The organism is Agaribacter marinus (genome assembly GCF_030160655.1).
Taxonomy (GTDB): domain Bacteria; phylum Pseudomonadota; class Gammaproteobacteria; order Enterobacterales; family Alteromonadaceae; genus Glaciecola; species Glaciecola marina.
This window is the reverse complement of sequence record NZ_BSOT01000005.1, coordinates 871732-883648: the sequence shown is the minus strand read 5'-3', so window position 1 is coordinate 883648 and position 11917 is coordinate 871732. Positions and strand designations below refer to the sequence as shown.

Below are 11917 nucleotides of genomic sequence, written 5' to 3'. Positions count from 1 at the left end.
AATCATTCTTACTAAATAGAGGTAACCTGATGTTAGGGTATGACGATAAACGGAATTTTTATCGAATGATGGTTAATTCGCCGTGTGATGTGAAATTATTGGATCAACCATCGGTAACCAGTTTGTCAGCGGTATGTCGTGACATAAGTGCGACTGGTATGTCGATTGAACTTGACTTACCCAGTGTTGAGATGGGTTCAGCATTGGAAATTACAATCGAATCTAATAGCGACCAAATCCCAACACTTGAAGCAAAAGCTAAAGTGGTGAGATGCGACGCAGGTGAAGATGAGACATGTTTAGTTGGCGTCGAAATTACCGAGATGAAATAATTGTCTCGCGATTACGCAAAGTAAAACTTATCGCTTAACACACACTAAACCTTTCAGGTACATCCCTTCTGGAAAAAAGCTAGCGGTCATATGATCGCTATCTTGATACAGATATTCTACGTAATTTAGCTCGGTGTCCGCGTCTAATGCGGCGTCGGCGATGATTTTGTGAAATAGAGTGGCAGGCATTAGTCCTGAGCAACTAAAGGTAATTAACAAGCCGTTATGATGGAGTAATTTACAGGCTAGTCGATTAATGTCCTTATAGCCTCTTGCTGCTTTCTCGAGATGGTGTTTATTCTCGATGAATTTGGGAGGATCCATGATGATCACATCAAATTTTTCGCCGTTCTCATCAAATTTTCTTAGTTGCTCGAATACGTCAACTTTCAAATGTTTAACGTTTCCAGCCCTTTCGGCATCAAAATTAAGTGACAAATTTCGCTTAGATGTTTCTAAGGCGTTAGCAGAAACATCCATGTTAATGACTTCATTTGCATCATTGTTCAGTGCATATAAGGCAAACGTTCCGGTATAACTAAAACAGTTAAGTACGCGTTTATTTTTACAGAGGTTGCCCGCAATTTGGCGATTTTTACGTTGATCAAGATAGAAACCCGTTTTATGTCCATTTATTAGGTCGATTTCAATTTTTACATTATTTTCAGTGATGACCACTTTTTCTGGAAGCGTACCTTCTAGCGTTTGTACTATTGGCTGTAAACCTTCCTTTTCTCTTACAGCAACGTCACTGCGCTCATGTACAACATGGTCAGGAAAAGCGCCTTTAAGCGCGTTGACAATTTTACTTCGGTGCTTTTCTGCACCCGCACTCAATAGTTGAATCACGATGACGTCTGCGTATTTATCGACAGTAATGCCAGGTAAACCATCAGACTCAGCTGCGATAACGCGATAGGCATTTGTGTTTGCTGATGTTAACCATCGTTGACGAACAGAAATTGCAGTCGCAATTTTGCGCTTGAAAAAAACATCATCAATACTTTCGTTTTCATCAAACGTCCATACTCGTGCGCTAATCTGGGAATTAGGAGAGTATGCGCCTCTTGCTAAAAAATCACCTTTGTCGCTGATGATATCTATTGTGCTGCCTATTCGGGGCTTACCAATGATTTTGTCAACTGCTCCATTGAATACCCAAGGATGTTTTCGGCTTAAAGATTTCTCTTTACCTGCTTTTAAAACCATTTGTAGCTGCATTTATTCGGTAAATCCTGTATCGACAATATGGTCATCAGACTCTGCTGCAAAGCGTGCTAGGTCATCTACACGTTCATTTTCGGGTTGACCAGAGTGGCCTTTGACCCAACGCCAAGTGACTTGATGAGTTTTTACAACAGTATCGAGCCTTTTCCATAAATCTGCGTTTTTGACTGGTTTTTTGCTAGCCGTGCGCCAGTTATTTTTCTTCCAGTTGTGAATCCACTGTTGGATACCATTTTTTACGTATTGGCTGTCCGTGTAAAGTGTCACGTCACAGCTTGTTGTTAGCGCATTTAAGCCTTCAATTGCTGCTAATAGCTCCATGCGGTTGTTCGTCGTCATGGTAAACCCTTGACTTAACTCTTTTTCGTGGCCGTTAAACATTAGCAAGGCGCCGTAACCTCCTGGGCCAGGGTTTCCTAAGCAAGAACCATCTGTATATACGATTACTTTTTTCATTTAATTGCGCAGTTTCTAAACAAGTTGACGTATCCTCTGTAAGCAAACGGCAGTATACTGTCATTAATAGAGACAACAAGTAAAATAATATGCGTCAAATAGTACTAGATACGGAAACTACGGGCATAAATCCGCAAGATGGCCATCGAATCATCGAGATTGGGTGTGTTGAAATGATAAACCGTAAACTGACCGGCAACACATACCATCAATTTATTAATCCTGAACGAGAAGTTGAGCAGGAGGCTATTGATGTTCACGGAATTACGAATGAATTTCTGGTAGACAAGCCAAGGTTTAATCAAGTGGCTGATGCTTTTATTGAATTCATTGAAGGGGCTGAGTTAATCATTCATAACGCGCCGTTCGACGTAGGTTTTATGAATCACGAATTCAAGTTGTGTGGCCGAAATCTGCCTATGACGGCTGACATTTGTGGGGTACTTGATTCTCTCGAACTTGCGCGCAAAATGCGACCGGGTAAGAAAAACAACCTAGATGCCTTGTGCAGAGTTTACAATGTTGACAATAGCCATCGAACATACCACGGCGCATTATTAGATAGTGAAATTCTTGCCGAAGTCTATTTGTATATGACCGGTGGTCAGACAGCATTAAGCCTTTCGGAAGAAGATAACGGTGCACTCGGCGGTTCAGAGGTAAAAGTTAAAAAGCTGATAAATAAACCAAATTTAAAGATTTTGCGTGCCTCTGCCGATGAATTATCAAAGCATGAAAACTATTTAGACGGCATTGAAAAAAAAGCGGAAAAAGTTATTTGGCGTTCGCTTTCAGCGGATACACTTTCTTAAGGATAAATACCTTTGGTTATTTGTTCTTTTTTGTGCTGTTTTTAGTGTAAATATATTTGCTCAGGAAACCACAGAAAACTCACAAACATCTGATGCGGAAAAAAGATACCAAGCAGACTTAGATGCAAGAAAAGTCCTTGAAAAAGTAAATCCAATCGGAAACGAGTATCAAAACAGTATTCAATTGCTAAATAACCGTTTCCGAATAGACAGTGACGTTAAGAAGGTCACATTAATCTTTTTCCGTGAATACGGCAGTGCGCCCATTGTATTAGTCCGCCCCGATGGTTCTAAGTTGTATTTAGATAATGAGGGCGTAGACGATAGTTACGATTGGTATGACACTGATACCTACGACATGATTTCATTAAATGATCCAATGCCAGGCCCCTGGCAGGCGGTCGGTAGTGTTTTACCTCAAAGTAGGGTAATGGTTATTGCGGACATTACCTTAGACACAGATCCCGTTCCGTCACCTGTATTTTCCGGAGAGACGATAAAAATTACATCTGAACTGCAAAATGCGGGCAATAAAATTGATTTTAGCGGCTTTAAAGATGTGGTCTCGTTATCAGTAGAGTTTTCGAGTACAAACAACCCCAATTATGAGAACTTTGGGCTAGGCACAAAGTCAGTTGCAAGGTTTGAAGACAATGGACGAGGATACGATGAGCAAGATGGTGATGGCATTTTTACTGGGCAGTTTGATTTAAAAATCTCACCAGGTGAATGGCAACCGATATTCACTGTGCGGACACCTCTGTTTTCACGGGAACAATTACCAGCACCTGTCGTGTTGCTCGAAAGCCCAGTCTCGGTGTCACACACCCTAGATGAAACAACGGCTGGTTATCACTTGCTGCATGTCGATGTAAATAGGGATTATGTAGATATCCATAGCTTGCTTCTTGATGGTACTATCGAACATCCAAATGGTGATATTGAGCGTTTTTCGGTGACAGAAATATCTGAAGATGCACGTATCGTTGATATTATAAATGCTGGCTATGGAGAATATAAAATTAACATGACGGTATTTTCAAATTCTGTATCGGGTAGAGACCTCGTGTTGAATGTGCCGGAGTATACTTTTGATCACAAAATGCCAATTCTCGAAGAACCTATTGTTAACGAGGAAGCGCTTGAAGCTCAAGAGTTAACGGTTGTTGAAACGCCCGTTGAAGAATCGACTGGCAGTACGCTTGCACTCGTGTTAGGGATAAATATTGGCATACTTTTCATCGGGTGTGGTGTGATATTCATCATACTGGATAAACGCAAAAATCCTGAAAATCCTTTCTTTAAACGCCTCTCTTTGAAAGTAAAAAGAAAGCCCAAAAAAGATGAAGAAGCGGAAAATAAAGCATAAAAAACAGTCGCATTGTGCTTTATTTAGTCAACTTCACAAAAGTGTAAAAAAACCAGTTGACTAGTGCTCTGCAGCACCGTATTATCTGCGCCGCACTCAAGGATGACTTAATAATTGAGTGCGCAGTTTGAAATTAGGAGTGGTAGTTCAGTTGGTTAGAATACCGGCCTGTCACGCCGGGGGTCGCGGGTTCGAGTCCCGTCCACTCCGCCATTTCAAACAACTTTTTTCTGAGGAGTGGTAGTTCAGTTGGTTAGAATACCGGCCTGTCACGCCGGGGGTCGCGGGTTCGAGTCCCGTCCACTCCGCCAGAAAAAATATCTACCATTGGAGTGGTAGTTCAGTTGGTTAGAATACCGGCCTGTCACGCCGGGGGTCGCGGGTTCGAGTCCCGTCCACTCCGCCATTATGGTTTATCAAGTGAATATTTATGTAGTATTTTCTTGGGTTAGACAATTAGTTTCGTTACACTCCCCTCATAATATTTTCTATCAAAAACAATAACAAACCTAAAATGAATCAAGTACTACTTGCCTGTAATGGTATTTCGAAAAGTTTTCAAGAAGCCGAAAATAAGCTACATGTGCTAAAAAACGTAAATCTACATGTTTCAAATGGCGAAATGCTAGCTATCCTAGGCAGTTCTGGTTCAGGTAAAAGCACCTTATTGCATATCATGGGTACTCTGGATGAGGCTGATGCAGGTGAACTAATATTTGATAAACAGAACTTACTCGATTTAAGCGCTAATCAACAAGCCGCGTTTAGAAATGAGCATTTGGGGTTCGTATATCAATTCCATCATTTGTTGCCGGAGTTTAGCGCGCTTGAGAATGTAGCAATGCCTCTGTTTATCGCAAACAAAAATAAGTCAGAGGCGTTAGATAGAGCATCTACATTACTTACTAAGGTTGGTTTAGCTGAGAGAACGAACCACAAACCTTATCAGTTATCAGGTGGTGAGCGTCAACGCGTTGCTATTGCACGAGCGCTCATTAATGAACCAAGTATTATTATGGCGGACGAACCCACTGGTAACCTAGATGCCGATACAAGCCAATCAATTGTAGATCTAATTAAAGACATTAATGCAACTTCAGGAACAGCATTTGTCATTGTTACTCACGATCAATCCATAGCGTCACAATTGGATCGTACGCTCAAGTTACACAAAGGTTCTTTTGTAGAAGGATAAAATAATGGCTTACGCAGTCAGACTACTTGCTCAAGGTTTTCAAACTAGTCAAGGACAGGGTTTTATCCGTTTTGTGGCAAAAATGTCATCAATTGGCGTTGGCTTAGGATGCGCTGCATTAATTATCTTATTGTCAGTAATGAATGGTTTCGAATACGAACTTCGAACAAATTTGTTGAAGTTGATTCCCCACGCAGAGTTTATCAATGTTGATGGTAGCGGTATTAACTTACCAACAGACATTAAAAACAAACTGAGCGCTGATGCAAGACTTAAACATGTTTTTCAATTAAACAAGGCATCTGCTTTGTTGCAGCGAGGGAATCGTATTAAGTCTGCTGAAATTGTCGGTATTAATTCTGATTATTACCAAGCTAAATACGCTAACTTATTTAATGCTGCTGATTTATTCGATATCAATACGGCAGGTAACAAAGTAAAACCAATCTTATTGGGCGAAGGTATTATGCAGGCCTTAGATGTTGAGGTAGGCGACAAAATACAGCTTTTACTTCCTCAAACAAGTAAAGATTTAAGCTTTAAGGCGCCTATTAGTGCGTGGTTTTCTGTTGTCGGTGATGTGAAACTAGGTGGCGAACTTGATGCATTTATTGCGTTTGTGAATACTCAGGAACTTGGCGAATTAATGGCGTTTTCGCCCGAAATGACGAGTAACATCGAATTTGTTCTACATGATCCGTTCATCGCTCAGTCATTTGTTAGGGAATACGGCTACCAATTTAATCAAGCGGTATACATGTCGAGTTGGTTTTTGACAAAAGGACATCTATTTTACGACATACAGTTGGTCAGAACAGTCATATATATCGTGTTGTTTTTATTGATTTGTATTGCTTGTTTTAATGTCGTTTCTTCTTTGGTGATGTCTGTAAAAGAAAAGAGCAAAGCCATCGCTATTCTAAAAACGATGGGCGCCAGTCATAAACAGATTCGCCAGATTTTCATTTTAAAAGGTATAAAAAGCACGTTTGTTGGTGCATTCATTGGCTGTACATTGGGTACTATGTTGAGTATTTTTTTACCCGATTTGGTAAATGCAATAGAAATGCTTACTGGATGGGAAATACTAAATGCAGGTGTTTATTTTACAAGTAGCATTCCCTCTAAAGTTGTTTGGTGGAATGTTGCAGGTACTTTTTTGGTCGCTGTGTTAATTGGTTTATTGGCGACCCTTTACCCTGCGAATAAAGCTGCTAGCGTAAAGCCAGCAGCTAATCTTCATTAAATTACGCCGACTGCTTCTCTGTAGGAACAACCTCGATCGATGACGACATATCATTGTAAACCGTTTCGTCAAGGGCGCCCTCAGATTTTGCAACGATACAGGTGACGGTGCAATCACCCGTCACGTTGACGACCGTTCTGGTCATATCCAACAGTCTGTCTATACCAATAATTAGGGCAATACCTTCAACAGGTAGATTTACTTGTTGCAATACCATCGCTAGCATTATTAAGCCGACACCTGGCACACCAGCAGTGCCTACCGACGCTAGTGTAGCTGTAGCAACCACCATTAAAAGTTGTGACGTTGTTAAATCTACGCCATATACTTGCGCTATAAATACTGTCGCAACGCCTTGCATTATGGCGGTGCCATCCATGTTAATGGTTGCACCCAATGGTACGGTAAAAGACGCAACACTATTGTCTACACCTAGTCGTTTATTGGCGGTTGCTAGCGTAATGGGCAACGTAGCGTTACTACTGGATGAACTAAAAGCAAACATTGCGGTGTCTTTCATTTTTATAAGTAGATTAATTGGATTTAAGCGCGCAAATACTGACAGTAAAATAGGGTAAGTGACAATTGCATGTATAATCAGTACAACAAAGACTAGAACGAAGTACTGAATAATACTGCTAAAATCTTCTAAGCGAATAGTACTTGCCAATTTGGCAATCAAGCAAAAAACGCCGTAAGGCGCTAAATTCATAATGATGGTGACGATTTTCATTATTACGTCGTTGAGCATTTCAAAACCAGAGCGAACTTTATTCCCGCTTTCACCGCTCATTGATATTGCTATACCGACTAAAATTGAGAAGACAATAATTTGTAGCATATTGCCTTCTGCCATTGACTCAATGGGGTTTGATGGAAACATGTTAATCACAACGTTAGCAAAACCAGGCGATTCTTTAGCTACGTAACTGGCTTGTTCAGTGAGAGAAAATCCAGCACCAGGTTGAATGATTAGAGCGGCACTTAGTGCAACTGAGACCGCGATGGCAGTTGTCATTAAATATAGGCCGACAGACTTTCCGCCGAGACGACCAAGTTTAGCCGGATCGGATAGACTGGATACACCACATACCAATGAAACAAATACTAATGGGACAACTAGCATCTTTAAACTTTTAACAAAAATGCTCCCTCCAATATTAAATATACCTTCTACAAAAAATCCGTAAGTAGAAAATGTAAAACCTAGTATTGAAAATATTAAATCTTCATCTCCGTCGCCGAACAGGGCGCGAACCCCCTGAAGCAATAAGCCTATTATGATTCCGGCTCCCATGCCGATAAAGATTTTAAGGGTCAAATTTGATTTTTTGGACGAGTGGGGCATATGCAGACCTTATTATTTTGGTTATGTGTCTTGATACCAAAGGTTAACAACAATGGCTTAAAAGCAAAAGATACTTTGCTAAATTAATTTGATATTGATGCCAACTGCGCTTTTAGAGCGATAATACGGGTTATAAACATGAAACACAGTATACGAATATTTGGGTTATTAGCAGTAGCCTTGTTCCTTTTCGCATGTGGCGGTGGGGGAGAACCATTAGAGCGAACAAACAATGGAAATACACCTACGCCTCCGGTTACACCTAGTGAACCTGTCGTAAGTTTAAGTTTGAGTATGGTAAATGCTGAAGGTGACGTATCCACTCAAGTGGATGACGGCAGCCCACTTACTTTACGTGCGACGCTAAGCGATCAAGATGGCAATACTATAAATAATGAGTTGGTGACATTTTCATTTAATCAGCCAGGACTAGCTCGTTTTGATAATGATACTGGTACTGCGTTAACGAATGAGAATGGCGTTGCGTCAATAAATATTTATGCAGAAGCGCTCGCTGGTAGTGGCACTATTTCAGCAACCATCGACGCTGGAGCTTCCGATGACATAGGGTTTACTTCAACAGGTACTCGTCAGCAAGAAGCGTCTAGTCTAGAGTTATTTGCTAATATCGTCCAATTACCATCAAGTGGTTCGGATAGTGTTGAGCTGATTGCTGTTGTAAAAAATGATAAAAACATCTTATTAAATAATATCCCGATGACGTTTTCTGCAGATCAAAATGCCTCGTTGTCATCTGTTGATTTGAGTACTGGTGAAGACGGCACAGCAAGAGCTTTACTATCAACGCAAAATGACCCTGAAAATCGCGTAATTACCGTAGTTGCAACTACGGGAGATCTATCTCAAGAAATTAACATCAGCGTCGTCGGTACTGAAATTAATGTCAACGGTGCATCATCTATCATCATTGATGACGTGTCTCCCATTACCATTATTGTGTCTGATTCTGATGGGGTGGGCATTGCCAATCAAGACATAATACTAAGTACAGATTTAGGCGCCTTGTCTACTGAAATCGCAAAAACAGGGGCGAATGGACAAGTAACAGTGGAATTTTCTTCATCAGTCTCTGGTGAGGCGACAATAACCGCCAGTGCATTGAACGCAAGTACATCTTTTAATGTTGAAATCCAACAGGATGACTTTAGTTTTGTTGACTTGCCAACGCAAGAAATAGAATTAAATGCGCCAGAAGATATATCATTACGTTGGTTTAAAAACAGCACGCCATTTGCAAATGGAGACATTGTTGTTACCGCATCTAGAGGCACTATTAGTGTAAATGGCGCTGATATAAATACGACAACAACGGATAGTGACGGCATTGCCGTTATCCAGATTCAATCAGCGTTTGCTGGTCCAGCTTCCATTTCGGCTGTGGGCACAGATAGTGACGGAGAAACGGTAACGGCTAGAGCCACCATTGAATTCATTGCGACGGAACCAAATAGTATTGCCGTTGATGCAACACCTGATTTAATTGGACCGGAAGGACAAACATCTACAATTACTGCAATCGTAAGAGACAGTGCCGGTAACTTGGTGAAAGGCTCAATTGTAGATTTTACGATTGTTGCTGATTCTACAGGCGGCAGTATTTCTCCAAATACCGCGACCACAGACTCCAATGGTATCGCGAGCACCGTTTATACATCTAATGCAGTGAGTTCTGAAAATGGCATCCTAATACGTGCATTTAGCGGTAACGCGCAAGGTGAAACTGCATTGACTGTTGGTGATCGTGCGTTTGATATTTCTTTAGGTACTGGTAACTTAATTCAAAGCCCAGACGATGCAAGTTATTTGAAAGAGTTTGCCGTATTTGTGACGGATGCTGCAGGTCGTCCAGTAAATGATGCAGATTTGACTGCATCTGGCACGCCTTCATTGCGCAATGCATATCGAAAAGGGTTTTGGCTTTGGAATACTGATGAGAACGTATGGCAAACGTTTGTAACTGCTGTATGTGATTCTGAAGACAGTATTATTGAAGCTAATAATCGACTGGACATGGGTGAAGATTTGAATGACGATGGCCAGTTAACGCCAGGTAACGTTGCTACCGTTTCTTTCAAGGACGGTGTTGCAAGAACAAATGAATTTGGTCAAGCGACAATAGAAATTCGCTATGCCAAACAATTTGCGCCTTGGGTCACGATTGATGCTAAAGTGTTCGGCCAGTCGTTAGGAACTGAATCATCAGAATTCCAACGCTACACTCTAACAGTGGCTGCAGATGATTTGACTGAGCGCTCAACGCCACCACCGCCAAATCCATTCGGGCAAAGTGCAAACTGTAACGATTTGGACTAATTAACACAACAACTTAACATGAATAAAATGTCTTGCAATTTTGCAGGACATTTTTTTAAGTTAAACGTGTCGAGGATTTCATTTAATGCCAATTAATGCTCAATTTTGAAACGGATAGACTGAACCTAGATTTAATAATTGCGTTAACTCGTCTAGCGCTGTTTGGGATTCGTTTAGCAATAGTGGGTCGGCTAAATCCTTGTCAGATAATTGGTCGCGGTAATGTTTATTTACCCAGCTGCATAGTAACGCGTAACTCTTGTTGTTAATCAAACATGCGGCGTTCGTAGCATTTAATTCAGACTCATTTAATACAACCCTTAAGCGAAGACACGCTGGCCCTCCGCCATTTTGCATGCTTTGTTTTACGTCAAAAAAGTGGACTGCGGTAATCGGATTGGCGTTTTCAACTAGTTTATTTAGATAGGTATTTACCTGTATATTTTGTTCACATTCTTTAGGCGCAATAATGACCATTTCACCCGTTGGTAAATTAATTATTTGTGTATTAAACAGATAACTTTTTACTGCATTTTCAACACTAACGTCCTCCGTGGCAACTTCAATAAAATGAAAGTCACCTTCTCGGAATAAATGGGTTAATTGCTGCTTAACGTCTAGGTTACTTAAAAATGCTTGTTCATGGCAAAGCATAACGTTTTTATTACCTACTGCGATGACATCATTGTGAAAAACACCTTGGTCAATTAGCGCTGGATTTTGCTGAGCATAAACGGTCATATTTGAATCTAATCCGTGTAACCTAGCAATGGCCATACTGGCTTCTAATGTTTGCCTAGCCGGATATTTCTCTGGGGCAGGTTTGCTTGTATCAAAGGCATATTTGCCATACACAAAAAACTCGACGCCAGCATCATGATAGTCGGCGCAAAATCGCGTATGATTCGCAGCGCCTTCGTCGCCAAAATGATCGTTTTCGGGCAAGTGATCATGATGCATAAAATATTCATCCGCACTAAACACTGCCTTTAAGATGTTGCCAGTTACTTGCGGTTCGATGGAACGGTGAAATTTGTTAGTTAAATTTGCGGGCGTAAAATGCACTCTCTTGTCTTGGGTATCTGCACTTGGCGACACTGTCGCAGCATTTGCAGTCCACATACTTGACGCTGAGCTTGCCGCCATAAGTAAATATGGTGCGCGCTGATAAGCATCAGACAATACACGTGCATCAGTTCCTGAAAATCCAAGACGTCTAAGGATATTCGTATCTGGGCGAGCTTGTGGGGCTAACACACCTTGTATCATGCCCATATCAGCAAGCGCCTTCATCTTAGCCAAACCTTGTAATGCGGCTTGCTTGGGGTTACTGATAGCTGTCGCGTTTGATTGAGATGCGACATTGCCGTATGAGAGGCCTGCATAATTATGGGTTGGCCCTACTAGGCCATCAAAATTTGCTTCGATTGCAGACATTTACTTACCTCTCGAATATGGTTGAATATTACACAGTATTGTGGCGAAAACGCCGATTATACGGCCAAAAATTTATTTTCCAATCCTTATTTATAGAAAAGTATAGTAAAAACAATTACTTTGCTTTACCTTTGCAAGATAATTATATAGAACAACTTGTT

General features: G+C 41.0%; 10 protein-coding genes and 3 tRNA genes. 9 read left to right on the top strand and 4 right to left on the bottom strand.

Translation table 11 applies throughout. From position 1 onward, the window contains the following. Positions 1 to 29 precede the first annotated feature (29 nt). Positions 30 to 332 carry a PilZ domain-containing protein gene (locus QQK00_RS05455; RefSeq protein ID WP_284216465.1) on the top strand — a complete coding sequence of 101 codons (303 nt, stop codon included), beginning with the start codon at positions 30 to 32 and terminating at the stop codon, positions 330 to 332. Positions 333 to 359: 27 nt separating this feature from the next. On the opposite strand, the gene QQK00_RS05450 is transcribed toward QQK00_RS05455, so the two are convergent. Beyond that, positions 360 to 1553, bottom strand: coding sequence for a class I SAM-dependent rRNA methyltransferase (locus QQK00_RS05450; protein ID WP_284216464.1), 1194 nt, complete (start codon positions 1551 to 1553; stop codon positions 360 to 362). Beyond that, positions 1554 to 2015: a ribonuclease HI gene (rnhA, locus tag QQK00_RS05445; protein WP_284216463.1), complete on the bottom strand. Its 462-nt coding sequence runs from the start codon at positions 2013 to 2015 to the stop codon at positions 1554 to 1556. Between the two features lie 89 nt (positions 2016 to 2104). Between rnhA and dnaQ the strand changes: the two genes are divergently transcribed. The 7 genes from dnaQ to QQK00_RS05410 all read left to right on the top strand — a co-directional run bounded on the left by dnaQ (position 2105) and on the right by QQK00_RS05410 (position 6637). After that, positions 2105 to 2827, top strand: coding sequence for a DNA polymerase III subunit epsilon (gene dnaQ, locus QQK00_RS05440; RefSeq protein WP_284216462.1), 723 nt, complete (start codon positions 2105 to 2107; stop codon positions 2825 to 2827). Further along, positions 2769 to 4196 (top strand): TIGR03503 family protein, encoded by a 1428-nt coding sequence (locus tag QQK00_RS05435; RefSeq protein ID WP_284216461.1) that lies wholly within the window; start codon positions 2769 to 2771, stop codon positions 4194 to 4196. The genes dnaQ and QQK00_RS05435 overlap by 59 nt, the downstream gene beginning before the upstream one ends. Positions 4197 to 4332: 136 nt before the next feature. Further along, positions 4333 to 4409, top strand: a tRNA-Asp gene (locus QQK00_RS05430). A gap of 21 nt (positions 4410 to 4430) precedes the next feature. Next, positions 4431 to 4507, top strand: a tRNA-Asp gene (locus QQK00_RS05425). 18 nt (positions 4508 to 4525) lie between these two features. Continuing rightward, positions 4526 to 4602, top strand: a tRNA-Asp gene (locus QQK00_RS05420). Positions 4603 to 4710: 108 nt separating this feature from the next. Then, positions 4711 to 5391, top strand: coding sequence for a lipoprotein-releasing ABC transporter ATP-binding protein LolD (lolD, locus tag QQK00_RS05415; RefSeq protein WP_284216460.1), 681 nt, complete (start codon positions 4711 to 4713; stop codon positions 5389 to 5391). A gap of 4 nt (positions 5392 to 5395) precedes the next feature. Continuing rightward, positions 5396 to 6637: an FtsX-like permease family protein gene (locus tag QQK00_RS05410; RefSeq protein ID WP_284216459.1), complete on the top strand. Its 1242-nt coding sequence runs from the start codon at positions 5396 to 5398 to the stop codon at positions 6635 to 6637. Position 6638: 1 nt separating this feature from the next. Here the strand turns inward: QQK00_RS05410 and QQK00_RS05405 are convergent, their stop codons facing one another. Continuing rightward, positions 6639 to 7985, bottom strand: coding sequence for a dicarboxylate/amino acid:cation symporter (locus tag QQK00_RS05405; RefSeq protein ID WP_284216458.1), 1347 nt, complete (start codon positions 7983 to 7985; stop codon positions 6639 to 6641). 138 nt (positions 7986 to 8123) lie between these two features. Between QQK00_RS05405 and QQK00_RS05400 the strand changes: the two genes are divergently transcribed. After that, positions 8124 to 10319 (top strand): Ig-like domain-containing protein, encoded by a 2196-nt coding sequence (locus QQK00_RS05400; RefSeq protein WP_284216457.1) that lies wholly within the window; start codon positions 8124 to 8126, stop codon positions 10317 to 10319. Positions 10320 to 10418: 99 nt separating this feature from the next. Here the strand turns inward: QQK00_RS05400 and astB are convergent, their stop codons facing one another. Continuing rightward, positions 10419 to 11756, bottom strand: a complete 1338-nt coding sequence (gene astB, locus QQK00_RS05395) for an N-succinylarginine dihydrolase (RefSeq protein ID WP_284216456.1) — start codon at positions 11754 to 11756, stop codon at positions 10419 to 10421. Positions 11757 to 11917: the final 161 nt, after the last annotated feature.